The sequence below is a fragment of the Oscillibacter sp. CAG:155 genome, from assembly GCA_000436875.1.
Lineage (GTDB): Bacteria > Bacillota > Clostridia > Oscillospirales > Oscillospiraceae > Oscillibacter.
Genome location: FR890892.1, coordinates 2216 through 19730 on the forward strand (window position 1 = coordinate 2216; position 17515 = coordinate 19730).

Annotated in this window: 17 protein-coding genes and 3 tRNA genes; 5 read left to right on the forward strand and 15 right to left on the reverse strand. The window is 61.6% G+C overall.

Features of this window, described 5'->3' with window-relative positions; all coding sequences use genetic code 11:
• Positions 1–23 precede the first annotated feature (23 nt).
• Positions 24–1193 carry an ABC transporter substrate-binding protein gene (locus QZL67_RS04650; protein WP_022289595.1) on the reverse strand — a complete coding sequence of 390 codons (1170 nt, stop codon included), beginning with the start codon at positions 1191–1193 and terminating at the stop codon, positions 24–26.
• A gap of 81 nt (positions 1194–1274) precedes the next feature.
• Positions 1275–1553, reverse strand: coding sequence for a hypothetical protein (locus tag QZL67_RS04655; protein ID WP_292919876.1), 279 nt, complete (start codon positions 1551–1553; stop codon positions 1275–1277).
• Positions 1554–1875: 322 nt separating this feature from the next.
• On the opposite strand from QZL67_RS04655, the gene QZL67_RS04660 reads away from it, so the two are divergent.
• Complete coding sequence (locus QZL67_RS04660) at positions 1876–2721, forward strand: transketolase (protein WP_022289597.1); 846 nt, start codon at positions 1876–1878, stop codon at positions 2719–2721.
• Between the two features lies 1 nt (position 2722).
• Entirely contained in the window at positions 2723–3667 is a 945-nt protein-coding gene (locus QZL67_RS04665; RefSeq protein WP_022289598.1) for a transketolase family protein, read from the forward strand.
• A gap of 71 nt (positions 3668–3738) precedes the next feature.
• Here QZL67_RS04665 and QZL67_RS04670 read toward each other — a convergent pair whose 3' ends face one another.
• Positions 3739–5106 (reverse strand): MATE family efflux transporter, encoded by a 1368-nt coding sequence (locus QZL67_RS04670; RefSeq protein WP_022289599.1) that lies wholly within the window; start codon positions 5104–5106, stop codon positions 3739–3741.
• Between the two features lie 258 nt (positions 5107–5364).
• Between QZL67_RS04670 and QZL67_RS04675 the strand changes: the two genes are divergently transcribed.
• The 3 genes from QZL67_RS04675 (at position 5365) to QZL67_RS04685 (ending at position 8018) form a co-directional block, all read left to right on the forward strand.
• Positions 5365–5724, forward strand: coding sequence for a hypothetical protein (locus QZL67_RS04675; protein ID WP_022289600.1), 360 nt, complete (start codon positions 5365–5367; stop codon positions 5722–5724).
• Positions 5725–5877: 153 nt separating this feature from the next.
• A complete protein-coding gene (locus QZL67_RS04680; protein WP_022289601.1) occupies positions 5878–7152 on the forward strand; it encodes an aminotransferase class I/II-fold pyridoxal phosphate-dependent enzyme in 1275 nt (424 codons plus the stop codon).
• Positions 7149–8018 carry a radical SAM protein gene (locus QZL67_RS04685; RefSeq protein WP_022289602.1) on the forward strand — a complete coding sequence of 290 codons (870 nt, stop codon included), beginning with the start codon at positions 7149–7151 and terminating at the stop codon, positions 8016–8018. The genes QZL67_RS04680 and QZL67_RS04685 overlap by 4 nt, the downstream gene beginning before the upstream one ends.
• Before the next feature lie 64 nt (positions 8019–8082).
• On the opposite strand, the gene QZL67_RS04690 is transcribed toward QZL67_RS04685, so the two are convergent.
• The 12 genes from QZL67_RS04690 to QZL67_RS04745 all read right to left on the reverse strand — a co-directional run bounded on the left by QZL67_RS04690 (position 8083) and on the right by QZL67_RS04745 (position 17319).
• Entirely contained in the window at positions 8083–8949 is an 867-nt protein-coding gene (locus tag QZL67_RS04690; protein ID WP_022289603.1) for a YitT family protein, read from the reverse strand.
• Positions 8950–9254: 305 nt separating this feature from the next.
• Positions 9255–9680: an aspartate carbamoyltransferase regulatory subunit gene (locus QZL67_RS04695; RefSeq protein WP_022289604.1), complete on the reverse strand. Its 426-nt coding sequence runs from the start codon at positions 9678–9680 to the stop codon at positions 9255–9257.
• Between the two features lie 20 nt (positions 9681–9700).
• Positions 9701–10621, reverse strand: a complete 921-nt coding sequence (gene pyrB / locus QZL67_RS04700) for an aspartate carbamoyltransferase (RefSeq protein WP_022289605.1) — start codon at positions 10619–10621, stop codon at positions 9701–9703.
• 160 nt (positions 10622–10781) lie between these two features.
• The gene (gene pyrE, locus QZL67_RS04705) at positions 10782–11423 is read right to left on the reverse strand and encodes an orotate phosphoribosyltransferase (RefSeq protein ID WP_022289606.1); all 642 of its coding nucleotides are present in this window, start codon (positions 11421–11423) and stop codon (positions 10782–10784) included.
• Positions 11424–11465: 42 nt separating this feature from the next.
• The gene (gene pyrF, locus QZL67_RS04710; protein ID WP_022289607.1) at positions 11466–12170 is read right to left on the reverse strand and encodes an orotidine-5'-phosphate decarboxylase; all 705 of its coding nucleotides are present in this window, start codon (positions 12168–12170) and stop codon (positions 11466–11468) included.
• A gap of 43 nt (positions 12171–12213) precedes the next feature.
• Positions 12214–13128, reverse strand: a complete 915-nt coding sequence (locus QZL67_RS04715) for a dihydroorotate dehydrogenase (RefSeq protein ID WP_022289608.1) — start codon at positions 13126–13128, stop codon at positions 12214–12216.
• Positions 13122–13862 (reverse strand): dihydroorotate dehydrogenase electron transfer subunit, encoded by a 741-nt coding sequence (locus tag QZL67_RS04720; protein ID WP_022289609.1) that lies wholly within the window; start codon positions 13860–13862, stop codon positions 13122–13124. The genes QZL67_RS04715 and QZL67_RS04720 overlap by 7 nt, the downstream gene beginning before the upstream one ends.
• Positions 13862–15142 carry a dihydroorotase gene (locus tag QZL67_RS04725; protein ID WP_022289610.1) on the reverse strand — a complete coding sequence of 427 codons (1281 nt, stop codon included), beginning with the start codon at positions 15140–15142 and terminating at the stop codon, positions 13862–13864. Before QZL67_RS04725 ends, QZL67_RS04720 begins: the two co-directional genes overlap by 1 nt.
• Positions 15143–15434: 292 nt before the next feature.
• Positions 15435–15522 (reverse strand) — tRNA-Leu (locus QZL67_RS04730).
• A gap of 61 nt (positions 15523–15583) precedes the next feature.
• Positions 15584–15671, reverse strand: a tRNA-Leu gene (locus tag QZL67_RS04735).
• Positions 15672–15705: 34 nt separating this feature from the next.
• A tRNA-Leu gene (locus QZL67_RS04740) sits at positions 15706–15792 on the reverse strand.
• A 147-nt stretch (positions 15793–15939) separates the two neighbouring features.
• Positions 15940–17319, reverse strand: a complete 1380-nt coding sequence (locus tag QZL67_RS04745; RefSeq protein ID WP_022289611.1) for a citrate/2-methylcitrate synthase — start codon at positions 17317–17319, stop codon at positions 15940–15942.
• Between the last annotated feature and the right edge of the window lie 196 nt (positions 17320–17515).

Here is a 17515-nt window from a genome sequence, read left to right on the forward strand (position 1 = left end):
CGCGGAAAGATCGGAAAACGCGATCAGGGCAGGACGTAGGTGCCATTCTCGATGACGAAAGCGGTGGGATCCTTGGACACTGCGCCGGAGGCATCCCAGGTCATGCCCTTGCCGGTGAGGCCGTCATAGGACAGAGTGGGCATCACGGGGATCAGAGCCTCGCAGATGTCGGCGGAGGACATGTCAGGGGTGCACTCGGCAGCTTCCAGAGCGGCCTTGAGGATGTACACGGCGTCATAGGCGTCAGCGGCGAACTGGTTGGGGGTGTCGCCGAACTCATCCTGATAGGCCTGAACGAAGGACTGGTTCTCCTCCAGGGTGGCGGAGAAGGGGGTCAGCAGCATGACGCCCTCGGCCAGGGAGGTGTCGAAGCCCTCCATGGTCAGAATGCCGTCCATGCCGTCCACGCCGAAGAAGGTGGGAGCATAGCCCATGGCATTGGCCTGGTTGAGGATGACGGAGGCGGGCTGGTAGTAGATGGGCAGGAACACCAAGTCGGCGCCGGCGGACTGGGCACCGGTCAGCTGCACGGAGAAGTCGGTGGCGGTGTCCTTGGTGAAGGTGCCCTCATAGACCACGTTCAGACCCTTGGCGGCAGCCTCGGTCACGAAGGTGTCGTGGATGCCCTGGGAGTAGGCGTCATCGTTGCGGTAGATGATGGCGATCTTGGCGTCGGGCATGTTCTCAGCCATGTAGTCGGCGGAGCTGCTGCCCTGGTTGGGGTCGGTGAAGCAGACCTGGAACACGTTGTCCTTGCCGTCGATGACGTCGGTGGAGGAGGCGGAGGGGGTCAGCATGAAGGTCCGGTCCGTGTTGGTCACCGCGGAGACCGCCTGGGCGGCACCGGTGGTGGTGGGGCCCACCAGCAGCTGCATGCCCCAGTCCATCAGCTTGTTGTAGGCGTTGACGGAGGTCTCACCGTCGGCCACATCGTCCTGGCTCTGGAGCTCAAACTTGATGGCGCTGTCGCTGGCGTTGATCTCCTCCACGGCGATCTTGGCGCCGTTGGCGACGGCCAGGCCGTAGATGGCGTTTTCACCGGTCAGGGGGCCGATGGTGCCGATCTTGAAGGTGGTGCCGGAAGCAGAATCATCGCTGCCGCTGGTATCCGCAGTATCGGAGTTGCTGCCGCAGGCAGCCAGGCCGAGCACCATGGCGGCGGCCATGACGAGGCTGAGTAACTTCTTTTTCATCGTTCGTTTCTCCTTTTGACAATGGAATTTATACAAAAAAACGGCCCCGCCTTTGGCGGAGCCGCATTTCTGTCCAAACAGTTATGCGCGCGTTCCCATCCAAGGCGTACGTTGTTTTCCAAAAATCACCAGGACCAATACCAGCGCCAGCAGGAAAATTACCAGAGCCAGATTGGATACCAGGTTCAGCAGGCCAATCAGGGTTACCAGGGTAATAATAATGGACGCCATAATAATGGCGTCCAGAATGGCGATAATGGCATTGTGAGAGGCAGACTGCGCGCAGGCAGAAGCGGCCGCAACGGTACGGGCAGAAGACGCACGCTGAGACATCATATCATCCATATGCATCTGCTTCATGGAAGACCGCATCATCGTGCTCAACTCCTTTTCCGCCCCCTCAAAAGGGGCCGCTCAAATAAGTTAGTCTTATTCTAGCGACTGGAACCGGAGTTGTCAATTGGAAAAAACGCCCGGCACAGCCGGAAAACTTTAGCGATTTACATGAATTTTTGTGCAATGCACACAAATTCGGCAGAGAAAGAGCCAGAGAGCCATCCCGGCTCCCGGAAAGCGGACAGAGTGAAAAAAGCGCTTTGGGCTTGTGTTTTTTTTCCAGCCGCCCTATAATGGAACAAACCAGTACCCATCTTCCGGCTGGAACTGAATATGGAGGGCGTATATGACGACGAGTGAGAAAAAGCAACTGATGGCCACCGCCTGCAAAGTGCGGATGGGTGCCATCAAGGGCGTTCACGCGGCCAAGGCCGGGCATCCCGGCGGCAGTTTGTCCGCGGCGGACCTGTTTACGTATCTTTACTTTAAGGAACTGCGCATCGACCCCAAGAATCCCAAGTGGGAGGACCGGGACCGCTTCGTGCTGTCCAAGGGCCACACGGCGCCGGGACTGTATGCGGCGCTGGCACTGCGGGGCTACTTCCCGGAGGAGGACCTGCTGACGCTGCGGCAGATCGGCAGCCATCTCCAGGGCCACCCCAACATGAACCTGACGCCCGGTGTGGACATGTCCACCGGCTCTCTGGGCCAGGGCGTCTCCACGGCGGCCGGCATGGCGCTGGCGGCCAAGTACCAGGGCAAGGACTGCCGGGTGTACACCCTGCTGGGCGACGGTGAGATCCAGGAGGGCGAAGTGTGGGAGGCATTCATGTTTGCCCACCACTACAATCTGGACAACCTGTGCGTCATCATCGACAACAACGGCCTCCAGATCGACGGCCGGGTGGAGGACGTCATGAGTCCCTATCCCATCCCCGAGAAACTGCGGGCCTTCGGCTTCCAGGTCTTTGAGATCAACGGCCATGACTTCGAGCAGATGGAGTCCGCCTTCAACCAGGCCCGTGAGACCAAGGGTGTCCCCTCCGCCATCGTGATGAAGACCGTCAAGGGCAAGGGCGTCAGCTACATGGAAAACCAGGCCGGCTGGCACGGCAAGGCGCCCAACGACGAGGAATTTGAGACCGCCATGAACGAGCTTTCCGCTCAGCTGGCAGAAGTGGAGGGAATGTAACATGGCAGACGTGAAGAAGATCGCCACCCGGGAGAGCTACGGCAACGCCCTGAAAGAACTGGGCGCGGAGCACGCGGACCTCATCGTGTTCGACGCGGACCTGGCGGGTGCCACCAAGACCGGCATCTTTAAGAAGGCATTCCCGGAGCGCCATTTCGACTGCGGCATCGCCGAGTGCAATATGGTCGCCGCCGCTGCCGGCGCCTCCACCATGGGACTTGTGCCCTTTGCCTCCAGCTTTGCCATGTTCACGGCAGGCCGGGCCTTTGAGCAGGTGCGCAACTCCATCGGCTATCCCCATCTGAACGTGAAGATCGGCGCTACCCACGGCGGTATCTCCGTGGGTGAGGACGGCGCGTCCCATCAGTGCTGCGAGGATTTCGCCCTCATGCGCTCCATCCCCGGCATGGTGGTCATGTCCCCTGCTGACGACGTGGAGGCCCGGGCCATGGTCCGGGCGGCCTATGAGTATGTGGGCCCCGTCTACATGCGCTTCGGCCGGGCTGGTGTGCCCGTGTTCCACGACGAGGCGTCCTACACCTTCCAAATCGGCAAGGGTGAGGTGCTGCGCCAGGGCACGGACGTGGCCGTCATCGCCAATGGTCTGATGGTGGCGGAGGCTCTGGCTGCCGCTGAGACGCTGGCCGGCATGGGCATCTCCGCCCAGGTCATCAACATGGCCACCATCAAGCCCCTGGACGAGGAGCTGGTGCTCCAGGCCGCCAAGACCTGCGGCAAGGTCATCACCTGCGAGGAGCACAGCATCATCGGCGGTCTGGGCGAGGCCGTGTGCAGCCTGCTCAGCGAGAAGTACCCCACTCCGGTGCGCCGCATCGGTGTCAACGACGAGTTCGGTCACTCCGGCCCCGCCGGCGCGCTGCTCAAGCAGTTCGGCCTCAGCGCGGAGCACATTGTGGAAGTGGCCAAGGACTTCTGCGGCAAGTAATCAGAACACGTTCAAAAAGCGAGCGTGCCGGAAGGCACGCCCGCTTTTTTTGTACATCTGATATCTTGGATTCAGTTGGCGTCCTCGTCCCGGGCCATTTCCCTGAGAACGCGGCACTGGATGGGGACCGCGCAGAGGATGGCGCAAAGATCGGATACCGGCTGGGCCAGTTGGACACCCAGCATCCCCAGGGCGTGAGAGAGAATCCACACCAGCGGCACGAAGAAGATGCCCTGCCGGGCCATGGCTAGAAACGTGGCAGGAACGGTGCGGCCGATGGTCTGGAGCATCATGTTGCTCATCACCACCCAGCCCTGGCAGAAGAAGGTGACGCACTGGAAACGCAGGGCGGAGGTGCCGTAGCGGATGACGTCCGGGTCATCCCGGAAAAGGGCGATCAGCTGAGGGGCAAAGATGAAGCCCAGAGCGCTCATGGCCAGCAAAAAGACAGTGGAGGTCTTGACGCAGAAGAAAAAGCCCTCCCGTACCCGGCGATAGAGGCGGGCGCCGAAGTTGAAGCCGCACACCGGCTGGAACCCCTGGCCGAAGCCGATCATGGCGGAGGCACCGAAGGTGGTGATCCGCTGTACCACGCTCATGGCGGCAATGGCGGCGTCACCGAAGGGGCCGGCGGCGTGGTTGAGGCAGATGGTGGCCACGCTGGCAAGGCCCTGCCGGGCCAGGGAGGGCAGGCCGCCCCGGATGATCATGGAGTAGTAGGGCCACTTGAGCTGGACCCGTGAGATGTGGATCTTCAGGTTCCCGCCCCGGGTGCAGCCGACGAGCAGCAGGCAGAAGCTGATGAACTGACTGATGATGGTGGCCCAGGCCGCCCCGGCCACTCCCATGTCGAATACGAAGATCAGCAGGGGGTCCAGTCCGATATTGAGCACTGCGCCGCTGGTGATGCCCACCATGGCGTAGGCGGCGCTGCCCTGGAAGCGCAGCTGGTTGTTCAGAACCAGCGAGGCGGTCATCCACGGAGCGCCCAGCAAAATCACCCGCAGATAGGCATTGGCGTAGGGCAAAATGGTAGGGGTGGCGCCCAGTAGGCTTGCCAGCTGGGACAGGAAGATCTGCCCCGCAAGGCAGATGAGGGCTCCGGCGGCCAGGGCGGAAAAAAAGCCGGTGGCGGCCATATTGGAGGCCTCCTCCAGGTTGTGTTTGCCCAACTCCCGGGAGATGAAGTTGCCGCTGCCGTGGCCAAAAAAGAATCCCACGGCCTGGATGATGGCCATCATGGAAAAGACAACGCCCACCGCACCGGTGGCGGCGTTGCTGTCCATCATGCCCACAAAAAAGGTGTCCGCCATGTTGTAGAAAGCGGTCACCAGCATACTGATGATACAGGGAAGGGCCAGGCGACCTACCAGACGGCCCACCGGCGCCTGGGTCATCTCCTGAAATTTCTGTTCCTGCTGCTCCCTCTGATCCTCCATGAATCGCACCTCTCCCGGCAAAACGGAAATCTTAACGTGATATGAACAGCTCTATTGTAGCATGGCACTGCGAAAAAGAAAAGGGGGCGCTGTGCCTGAAAACGCGGCGGTGCCGGTGCGTGTGGGGCAGCTGGGAAATGCCGCGGAATGGAGGAGATCCACAGGCGCCAAATCCGCTGCCTCCGCATAGGATGAAGCGTATCCCGCCGGCGGCAACATGCCCCGGGGATACAATTTCCAGGAAACGAGGGAATCGCTTTGCGTATCAATGAAGCTTACGAGCATACGGCCATGGCGTCCCGTGGGATGGACAGCGCCCCTTCCTGCCCGACCAGCGGCTGCGACCGGACGGTGGTCCAGTGCGTGGACATCAGCGCCCCGGTGACCCTGAGCCCCAACACCTCCATCGGCACGCCCACCGCCACCTGCCAGGGCATGCCGGCCGTCACCTGTACCACCGACGCCACAGGGACCTCCTGCGAAGTGGTGATGACCCAGCAGGTCTGCGTCTCCATCCCCGTGCAGTACAAGGTGGAGCTGACGCCCGGCCAGTCCGCCATCGCCTGCGCCGGCGACAGCTGCCAGACCGGTACGCCCGGCTGCGGCTGCGGCAAATAAGCGCACTTACCTAACGAGCCCTCCGTCGGAAAGGCGGAGGGCTTCCGCTTTTCCGGCGGGGACGGGCGGCGAAAGAGGGTTGCAAGTTTGGGGAAAAGCCGGTATACTGAATGGAAATTGAGTGCCCAAACGCGCATGGAAAGGATGAATCTTATGACCGCTTATCCCCAGATGACCGCACAGGAGCGGAAAGAGGAATACGCCCGGGTCCTGGGCCGCTTTGAAGAGCTCAAGGCCCAGGGCCTCAAGCTGAACATGGCCCGGGGCAAGCCCGGCAAGGAGCAGCTGGACATGGTGTCCGACATCTTCCATCTGATGCAGAATCCGGAGGACTACGTCTCCGACGGCATCGACATCCGCAACTACGGTGAGATGAGCGGCCTGCCCGCTGCCAAGCGGCTCTTCGCCGAGATCCTGGGCTGCCGTCCGGAGCAGGTGTTCGTGGGCGGCAACGCCAGCTTGCAGCTGATGTACGACACAGTCTCCAAGGCCTACACCCACGGTCTGCTCCACAGCCCCCGGCCCTGGTGCAAGGAGGAGAAGATCAAGTGGCTCTGTCCCGCCCCCGGCTATGACCGCCACTTCAAGATCACTGAGTCCTTCGGCTTTGAGATGGTCACCATCCCCATGACCGACGAGGGCCCGGACATGGACGCTGTGGAGATGGCCATTGCCGACCCGGCGGTGAAGGGCATGTGGAACGTGCCCAAGTACTCCAACCCCGACGGCATCGTCTACTCCGATGAGACCATCCGCCGCATCGCCTCCATGAAGCCCGCCGCACCGGACTTTTTGCTGATGTGGGACAACGCCTACTGCATCCACGAGTTCGAGGGGGACTATGTGCCCTTCCCGGATATTCTCAGCGAGTGCGCCAAGTACGGCAACGCCGACATGGTCTTTGAGTTTGCCTCCACCTCCAAGGTGACGCTGCCCGGCGCCGGTGTCTCCTGCTTTGCCTGTTCCGAGGACAACATGGCCTATATGGAAAAGCTCCTGACCGTCCAGGTCATCAGCTTCGACAAGGTCAACCAGCAGCGCCACGTCCTCTACCTCAAGGACAAGGCCCACACCCTGGAGCTGATGAAGCGCCACGCCGCCATCCTGGGTCCCAAGTTCCGCTGCGTGGTGGAGGGACTGGACCGCGAGATCGCCCCGCTGGGCATTGCCTCCTGGCGCCGTCCCAAGGGCGGCTACTTTGTCTCCCTCAATGCCATGCCCGGCACCGCCAAGCGGACGCTGGCGCTGTGCAAGGAGGCGGGCGTCACCATGACCGGCGCCGGCGCCACCTTCCCCTACGGCAAGGACCCCGCCGACAGCAACATCCGCATCGCGCCCTCTCTGCCCCCGGTGGCGGAGCTGGAGCAGGCGGTGGAGGTGCTGTGCACCTGCCTGAAACTGGCGGCACTGGAGAAGCTGGGCGTATGAGATATTTCGGCAGCGTATACCGTCCCCCTTCTGAGGCATACAGTCTCATCGTCCAAGTGACCTACGGGTGCAGCCACAACACCTGCGCCTTCTGCAGTATGTACAAGGAAAAGCACTTTGCTGTCCGGCCCCTGGAGGAGGTGCTGGAGGACTTCCGCATCGCCCGGGGCATTTACCGCCATGTGGAGCGGGTATTCCTGGCGGACGGCGACGCTCTGGTGCGCAAGGCCGAGGAGCTGTACGTCATCCTGGACACCGTGCGGGAGCTGTTCCCGGAGTGCCAGCGGGTCACCTGCTACGCCTCTCCCACCTCCATCCGCATCCGCACGGACGAGGAGCTGCGGACCCTGCGCGCCAAGGGACTGACCATGGTGTATATGGGCCTGGAGTCCGGGTGCGACGAGGTGCTCACGCTCATGCGCAAGGGTCACACCGCAGCGGACATCGTGGCCATGGGTCAGAAGGTCCGCAAAAACGGCATCGCCCTCTCCGTCACGGCCATCACCGGCCTGGGCGGCCCGGAGCTGCTGGAGCGCCACGCCGTGGAGACGGCGGAGGCTTTCAATGCCATGAACCCGGAGTATATCGGTATGCTGACGCTGATGGTGGAGCCGGGCACCCCGCTCTACGACTGGCTCCATGACGGCAGTTTCCAACTCCTCAGCCAGCCCCAGGTGCTGCAGGAGACCCGCCTTTTGATGGAGCATCTGGACAGCCCCGGCAGCGTGTTCCGGATGAACCACGCCTCCAACTATCTGGTGCTCAAGGGCACGCTGAATCAGGACAAGGACGCCATGCTGCGGACCATCGACGCGGCAGAGCACGACCTCAGCCGTCTCCGGCCGGAGGAGTGGCGGGGCCTTTGAGCCTTTGTGAAAAAGAAAAAAACGCCTCCGGGAAGACTGGTTCTTCCCGGAGGCGCTTTTTGCGTTATTGGGTGATATGCTTGAAGTTGCCCAGAGTCTCGTTGACGTTGGAGACGTAGGCGAAGGTGTCGGGAAACTCCCGGAGAACGCGGTGGAACTGCATGACCTGGCTGCGGTTGACCACGCAGATCAGCAGAGACTTGGGGGTGTCGGAGTACATGCCCTGGGCGGGCAGCACGGTAACGCCGTGGTGCAGGTCCTGGAGCAGCCGGGCGGAGAGCTCGTCGGCGTGCTGGGTGACCACCTCAAACTTCAGAGCGATCTTGAAGCCCTTCAAAATGCCGTCGCTGATGCGGGAGCTTAAGTAGCAGTAGATGAGGCACAAAATGACCGGCTCAAACTGATAGCCGTACACGAAGAAGGACAGCACCGCCACAGAGGCGTTGAGGCCGAAGATCACCCACACTAGGCTGGCCTCCGGATGGAGCTTATGAACCCAGGCGGCCACGATGTCCGTGCCGCCGGTGGAACCGCCCAGTCGGATCACCAGTCCATACACGGCGCCGCTGACCACGCCGGCGGCCACCGGCCCCAGAATTGCGGAGGAACCGGTGTCATAGGCGATGCCGCTCAGATCCAGCTTGCCCAGTCCCAGCGTCACGCCGGAAAAGACCAGCACGAACAAAAGGCTCTTGCGGGCAAAGTCCGCGTCCAGCTTGCGCCAGGCCAGCAAAATCAGAGGCAGGTTGATGACAAGGGATAAATAACCGATGCTTACATGGAACAGATATTGAATGATGGTGGCAAAGCCGTTGATGCCGGCGGGGGCGAAGGCGTTGGGGAACACGAAGAGCTCATAGCTCAGCCCCATGACGATAGCCAGCCCCACGATCGCCAGATAGCGCCCTGCCTGACCAGGAGAGTGATGCACGCAGAAAACTTCCTTCCCTTTGAATAGTCCGGGCCGCAGTATACGCCACTTTTCTCAAAAATGCAATCAAAAATTCAGGGTTTTCTCAAAAATGCAGGAAAATTTTCACTGCATGCAAAAATGCCGAGAAAAGTGCCGGCCTCCGGGGGAAAAAACGGGGAGAACGGCGCATCGTGCAGCGGAAATTCTGTACCCGTCATGACGCTGCCCCGGCGCCCTGCACCGTTTCTGTCCGACGCCAGGGGCAAAAAAACGCCGCCGTTCATCGGAACGGCGGCGGTCTGCGGGGCGATTTGACAGAGGGATTACAGCTTGCGCTGCTTTTCCGTGTCGCAGTAGGCGCAGCGATAGGTGTGCTTAACGGGGTCGCTGAGCAGGAAGATGGCGTCCAGCTGGGGCTCCGCCACGGTGATGCAGCGGGGGTTCTTGCAGTGGATGATGTTCACCAGCTTCTGAGGCAGTTCCAGATGCTTCTTGGCCACCCGCTGGCCGTTGCGGATCACGTTGACGGTGATGTTGGGGTCAATGTAGCCCAGCACGTCCAGATCCACTTCCATGGGAGAGTCGATCTTGATGATGTCCTTTTTGCCCATGCGGTCGCTGCGGACGTTCTTGATGATGGCCACGGAGCAGTCCAGCTCGTCCAGATGGAGGTACTTGTAGATGTCCATACTCTTGCCGGCCTGGATGTGGTCCAGGACCACGCCGTTTTGGATGCTGTCGATATTCATAAAATCCAGTTCTCCTTTCCTCATACCTGGACACCCAGCAGCTTCATAATCAGGGCCATCCGAATGAACTTGCCGTTTTTCACCTGTTTCCAGTAGCAGGCCCGGGGGTCCTTGTCCACGGAGACGGTGATCTCATTGACACGGGGCAGGGGATGCAGAATGGCCAGGTCGGACTTTGCGGGAACCAGCTTCTCCGGGTCCAGCACATAGGTGTCCTTCAGACGGATATAGTCGGCCTCGTTGAAGAACCGCTCCTTCTGGACGCGGGTCATATAGAGAATGTCCAGCTGGGGCATGGCGTCCTCCAGGCTGGCGGTCTCCTCGTAGGGCAGGCCGTTGCGGTCCAGGACGTTCTCCTTGAGGTACTCGGGCATCTTCAGCTCGTCGGGGGAGATGAAGACGAACTTGATGCCGCTCTGACGGCTCAGGGCGTTGACCAGGGAGTGGACGGTGCGGCCGAACTTCAGATCGCCGCAGAAGCCGATGGTGAAGTCGTTCAGGCGGCCCTTCTCCCGGTGGATGGTCAGCAGGTCGGTGAGGGTCTGGGTGGGGTGGTTGTGGCCGCCGTCACCGGCGTTGATGATGGGCACCTCGCTGTACTGTGCGGCGGCGTAAGGCGCGCCCTCCTTGGGGTGGCGCATGGCGATAATGTCGGCGTAGCAGCTGACGGTGTGGATGGTGTCGCCCACGGTCTCACCCTTGGCGGTGGAGCTGGACATAGCCTCGGAGAAGCCCAGCACGCTGCCGCCCAGCGCCAGCATGGCAGACTCGAAGGAGAGGCGGGTGCGGGTGGAGGGCTCGAAGAAGAGGGTGGCCAGCTGCTTGTGAGCACAGACGGACTGGTACTTGACGGGGTTTGCGATAATGTCCTCGGCGGTGGCGATCAGCTGATCGATTTCCTCCACGGACAAGTCGGTGATGTCAATGAGGTTTCTAGGCATGGAGTTCTCCTTTCGGAATATGATCTCGCCCCATAGGGCGGGGAAAACGGTTGTGGCAGGCACACTCCTTCTCCCCGCCGCACAAGTGTGGTGGGGAGAAGGAGAAATAAACGGAGCGGATGGAGCTTTCGGCGCCAGCCGGAAGCGGAATGAGTGACGTTTATTTCGACGTGATCCAGCTCTCGTCAGAGGGATCAGCCCGGAACTTCTTCAGGCGATCGATGTCCTCGGGGCGGATCTTGCCCTCCTCAGCGGCCACCTCGCAGACGGCGTCGAAGTTGGAGAGGGAGTAGTTGGTGACGTTGGCGGCCGCCAGGCGGTCCAGGCCCTTCTGCAGGCCGTAGGTGAAGATGGACACCACGCCCAGCACCTGGGCGCCGGCCTCCCGCAGGGCCTCCACCACTTCAATGCAGCTGCCGGCGGTGGAGATCAGATCCTCCACCACAACCACCTTCTGGCCCGGCTCCAGCTTGCCCTCGATGCGGTTGCCCCGGCCGTGGTCCTTGTTGCCGGAACGGACATAGCCCATGGGCAGGTCCATCAGATGGCCCACGATGGCGGCGTGGGCGATGCCGGCGGTAGAGGTGCCCATCAGGACTTCCACGTCGGGATAGTGCTCCCGGATCAGCTCCACCAGACCCTGCTCCACCTGGGTGCGGACGGCAGGGGCGGTGAGGGTCAGGCGGTTGTCGCAGTAGATGGGGCTCTTGATGCCGCTGGCCCAGGTAAAGGGCTGATCGGGGCGCAGAAAGACCGCGCCGATGGACAGCAGGTCATGGGCAATTTCGTGTTCCAGATTCATATTTAAATCCTCCTTGTGAAAATACAATCGAGAGCGGGGCACTTAGCCCAGGAAGTCCTTCATGGCCCGGCGGTAGGCGGCCACGGGGTCCTCGGCTTGGGTGATGGGACGGCCCACCACGATGTAGTCGCAGCCGGACTTGCCCGCCTTCTCCGGAGTCATGATGCGCTTCTGGTCTCCGGCGGCGGAGTCGGCAAAGCGGATGCCGGGGGTGACGGTGACGAAGGCGTCTCCGCAGCGCTCCTTGACGAGAGCGGCCTCCAGAGGAGAGCACACCACGCCGTCCAGGCCGCTCTTGGCGGCGTTCTGGGCGTAGGAGAGCACGGTCTCAGCCATGGGGGTGTCGATGAGCAGCTCATTTTTCAGCGCCGCGGCATCGGTGGAGGTCAGCTGGGTGACGGCGATCAGGATGGGGCGGGAGCCGTCAGGCCGGGTGAGGCCCTCCAGGGCGGCCTTCATCATCTCAGAGGCGCCGGCGGCATGGAGGTTCACCATGTCCACATCCAGGCGGCTGAGCACTGCCATGGCCCGTTTGACGGTGTTGGGGATATCGTGGAGCTTCAGGTCCAGGAAGATCTTGTGGCCCCGGGCCTTGATGTCCCGGACCACCTGGGGGCCCTCAGCGTAGAAGAGCTCCATGCCGATCTTCACGAAGGGCTTTTCCCCGGCGGGGAACTGGTCCAGGAAGGAGAGGGTCTCCTCACGGGTGGGGAAATCCAGGGCGATGATCACGTCTTTTGCGCTCATAGCAAACAAATCCTTTCTCTTGAAATTCAGGGTTTGGGGAGGGTCAGCGGTGGGCGGCACCGGTGAGTTCTGCGATGCGCGCTGCGCCCAGATGCTCACAGACCCGGGGCAGCTGCTCCACGATGGTCTTGCAGGCGTAGGGGTCCCGGAGGTTGGCGGCGCCGATCTCTACAGCGGAGGCGCCTGCCATCATCATCTCACACACATCCTCGGCGGAGCTGACGCCGCCGCAGCCAATGATCGGGAGCTTTACCGCCTCGTACACGTCCCACACCATCCGCACCGCCACCGGGAACACGGCAGGGCCGGAGAGACCGCCGGTGCGGTTGGCCAGCAGGGGGCGGCGGGACTTCAGGTCGATCCGCATGCCCAGCAGGGTATTGATGAGGCAGATGCCGTCAGCGCCTGCGTCGGCGCAGGCCCGGGCGATCTCCGTAATGTCGGTGACGTTGGGGGTGAGCTTCATGAAGACCGGCTTTTTCGTCACGGCCTTCACCGCCCGGGTCACCTCGGCGGCGGCGTGGGGATCACAGCCGAAGTTCTTGCCGCCGGCGTGGACGTTGGGGCAGGAGATGTTCACCTCCAAAATCCCCACGTTTTCACAGGCGTCCAGCTTGGCGCAGTTATCGGCGTACTCTGCCAGGGAGAAGCCGCCCACGTTGGCCACCAGGGGACCCTGGAAGAGACGGGCCATGTTGGGGATCTCCTGGGCGATGACGGCATCGATGCCGGGGTTCTGGAGACCCACGGCGTTGAGCATGCCGGAGGCGGTCTCAGCGATGCGGGGCTGGGGATTGCCCAGGCGGGCCTCGCCGGTGGTGCCCTTGAAGGAGAAGCTGCCTAAGAGGTTCAGGTCATAGAGCTCCGCATACTCCCGGCCGTAGCCGAAAGTGCCGGAGGCGGGGATGACGGGGTTTTTCAGCGCCACGCCCGCAAGGGAAACGGAGAGGTCTACCATACGATCTCCTCCTTATAGAGAATGGGGCCGTCCTTGCAAACCCGCTTGTAGCCGTCCACGGTGGGCACGGTGCAGCCCATGCAGGCGCCGAAGCCGCAGCCCATCCGGGCCTCGAAGCTGAACTGGCCGCCGGTGAGCTGAGGCAGCTGGTGGACAGCCTTCAGCATGGGCAGGGGGCCGCAGGCATACACATAGTCGCAATCCGGCAGAGCACGGATGCAGTCGGTGACAAAGCCCCGGGTGCCCATGCTCCCGTCCTCCGTGGCCACGGAGAGGGAGCAGCCCAGAGCGGCGAATTCCTCCAGATAAAAGGTATCCTTGGCGGTGCGGAAACCCAGTGCCACCGTGGGGGTGACGCCGGCGTCCAGCATCCGCCGGGCCAGACCGTAGAGGGGGGCGATGCCGATGCCGCCGCCGGCCAGGACCGGGTGGGAGCCGGACTTGGAGAGGTCGAAGCCGTTTCCGAGGCCGGAGAGCACGTCCAGCTCCGTGCCGGGCACGCAGCGCACCAACTCCCGGGTGCCCTCGCCCACCACCTTCACCAGCAGCATCAGGGCGCCTTCTTCGGTCCAGTTGCAGATGGAGATGGGGCGGCGGAGGAATTTCCCGGGCAGCTCGAGGTTGACGAACTGTCCCGGTGCGGTGATGGCGGAGGTGTCGCCGGAGAGGACCAGCTCATAGGTGTCCGCTGTCAGCTGCCGGGTGTGTTCCAGAGTAAACCAGGATTTTTTCATCACATGTCCTCCTTTTCATGGACATAGACCAGGTTGCCGCCGCACAGCGTCATGTAGATGCCGGCGGAAACGCCCCAGCCGTCGAAGGGGGTTGCCTTCCCCAGGGAACGGAAGTCGGCGGCGCTGATGACGTGGGGGTCGTCCAGATCCAGCACCGTCAGGTCAGCCGGCTGGCCCTCGGCGATCTCACCGCCGGGCAGGCCGAAGATCCGGCGGGGCCGGACGCACAGCCGGTCCAGCAGCAGCTCCAGAGACACAATGCCGGTCTGCACCAGCTGGGTGTAGAGCACGGGGAAGGCGCACTCCAGACCCACGATACCGTTGAGGCTGCCCCGCAGGCCTCCGGACTTTTCCTCCGCACTGTGGGGGGCGTGGTCGGTGGCGATGCAGTCGATGGTGCCGTCCAGCAGGCCCTCCAGCAGGGCATCCCGATCCGCCGCGGAGCGGATGGGGGGATTCATGCGGAAACGGCCGTCGTCCTGGAGATCCTCGTCGCAGAGCACCAGGTAGTGAGGACCGGTCTCGCAGGTGACGGGGAGCCCCTCCGCCTTGGCCTGCCGGATGAGGGCCACGGACTCCTTGGTGGAGATGTGGCAGACGTGGTAGCGGCAGCCGGTCTCCCGGACCAGTTGGAGATCCCGCTCCACCTGACGCCACTCGCTCTCCGGATTGTTGCCGGTGAGGCCGTGGGCTTTGGCATAGGCGCCGTCGTGGACGCACCAGCCCTTGGTCAGCAGCGACTCGTCCTCACAGTGGGCCACGATGGGCTTGTCCAGTTCCTTGGCAAGGGTCATGGCCTGGCGCATCCGCTCCTCGGACTGGACGCCCCGGCCATCGTCGGAAAAGCCGGGCACATCGTCGGACATGGCCCTGAGATCTGCCAGCTCCGCGCCCTGTTCGCCCCGGGTGATGGCGCCGTAGGGGTAGACATGGACCCGGGCGCTGCGGTCAATGGCCCGCAGTTCCTCGTCCAGCGCCTCCCGGCAGTCGGGCACGGGCTTGAGGTTGGGCATGGCGCACACGGCGGTGTAGCCGCCTGCCGCCGCTGCGGCCGTACCGGCGGCAATGGTCTCCTTATAAGAAAAACCAGGCTCCCGAAGATGGACATGGACATCAACGAAACCTGGCACCAAAAGCCGCTCATTTAATTCAATTACGGAAAAGCCCTTCCGGGGAAGAGAGGGGGAAATGGAAACAATACGGCCGTTGCGGACGGCAACGTCCATCTGGTGAAAGCCGCCATTCCGGAAAACGGAACCGCCGGTCAGCAGGTAATCCATAAAAAAACTCCTTCCTCTGTCAATTCATTCGACATATTATATTATCGGAAACAGAGCCTGCTGTCAACCGCTTTTCCAGGGAGAACGGCACAAAAAATTGCGTCCGCCGGGCCGGGGTTTTGGAGACCGTCCGCAGACAGGTGCCCCGCTGCGAATCAGGGCGGTGTGTTTTCAGCGGCAGCGCATTTGTGCCGCACAAATGTCCTGACGCAGGGGCTGTTATCTGCCTGCAGCATTTTGCCTGCTTACGGTATTAAAAAAGAAGAACACCCTTACAGATGTCCTTCTTTTTTGGTGCGCGAGGCGGGACTTGAACCCGCACGTCCGTAATGGACACTAGAACCTGAATCTAGCGAGTCTGCCAATTCCACCACTCGCGCGTAACGATATGAACTTCACCCCGTCGGGGGGACCCATCGGAGATTGCTCTCCGATGGGATTTGGTGCGCGAGGCGGGACTTGAACCCGCACGTCCGTAATGGACACTAGAACCTGAATCTAGCGAGTCTGCCAATTCCACCACTCGCGCGTATGATGAACGGCGTCCCTTCCGGGAACCGGACTGGTGCGGCTGACGGGATTTGAACCCACACGTCGATTCGGACACCAGCACCTCAAGCTGGCCTGTCTACCAGTTCCAGCACAGCCGCAAATTTGTTGCTCCCCGGAAAAGACTGCTTGATTATTATAGCTAGAACACGGAAGAATGTCAACCGTTAATTTTCGTTTTTCTCAAAAATTTTTCAAAAACTTTCCGCTGCCGGCAAAAGACGCCGCCGGCAGCGGAAAGCGGGGCTTTACTTGCGCTGCTCCATGGGGATATAGCTGCGGTGCTCCTCCACGCACTCGTACCGGGGGCGGATCAGCTTGCCGCCCACACTGAGTTCCTCCATCCGATGGGCGCTCCAGCCGGAGATCCGGGCCACGGCAAAGAGGGGGGTGTAGAGTTCCATGGGAAGCCCCAGCATCTCATAGACAAAGCCGCTGTAAAAATCAATATTGGTGGAAAGGGCCTTTTTGTGCTGACGCTCCATCAGCAGGGCCTTGCCCACTTTCTCCACATTGGCGTACAGGGCAAGTTCCTCCTCCCGGCCCTTTTCCGCAGCCAGGTGATGCACGTAATCCCGGAAGACCTCGCACCGGGGGTCTGTCTTGGTGTACACCGCATGACCCAGGCCGTAGATGAGGCCGCTGCGGTCGAAGGCCTCCTTGTTGAGCATCTTGGTGAGGTAATCCGCCACGCAGCCCTCGTCGTTCCAGTCCTTGACGTGGGTCTTGATGTCGTCCATCATGGCCATGACCTTGCTGTTGGCACCGCCGTGACGGGGCCCTTTCAGAGAGGACATGGCTGCCACGATGGCGGAATAGGTGTCTGTACCGGAGGAGGTGACCACATGGTTGGTGAAGGTGGAGTTGTTGCCGCCGCCGTTGTCTGCGTGGAGGACCAGGGCCACGTCCAGCGTCCGGGCCTCCAGCTCCGTGTAGCTGCAGTCCTCCCGCAGCATCCGCAGAAAGTTCTCTGCGGTGGACAGCTCCGGCTTGGGCACGTGGATGAAAAGGCTGTTGCCCTGGCTGTACCGCCAGGCCTGGTAGGCGTAGATGGCCAGCACCGGCATGTTGCTCATCAGCTGGAGACACTGACGCAGCACGTTTTCCAGGCTGATGTCATTGGGCTTGTCGTCATAGCAGAACAGGGTCAGAATGCCCCGCTGCATGGTGTTCATCAGATCCCGGGGCGGCGCCTTCATGATGACGTCCCGGAAGAAGTTGGTGGGCAGCGTCCGGTAGGAGGCAAGCTGCACGCAGAAATCCCGCAGCTGATCCTCCGTGGGCAGTTCACCGAAGAGCAGCAGATAGGCGGCCTCCTCAAAGGCAAAGCGCCCCCGGCTCTCTGAGCCGGTGACGATGTCCCGGCAGTCGATGCCCCGGTAGTAGAGAACGCCGTCGGTGGGAATGATATGTTCCCCCTCTGTGACATCGTAAGACTGGATCTCCGCCACCCGGGTCAGGCCCGTCAGAACGCCCCGGCCGTCCTCGTCCCGGAGTCCCCGCTTGACGTTGTATTCCTTATACAGCTTGGGGTCGATGTAGTTTTTCTTCTCCCACTGCTGCTTGAGCGCCAACAGCTCAGGGGTGATCTCACAGTACGTGTTCTCACGGTTTTCCTTCCAGATCATGGCGGTGTGCTCCTTTCGGCCCGGTGGTGTGGGGAACTTGATTTCTGCAATTCTAGCACAACAAACATGCATATTCAAGAGCTGCAATGTAAAATTTCAAAAAACAAGAGGGCGTTTTTGAATTATCGAATACAAAAACTTGCATTTTTGCGTGTGACAGGAAAACGGCGCGCCCTCCCACAGGAGGGCGCGCCTG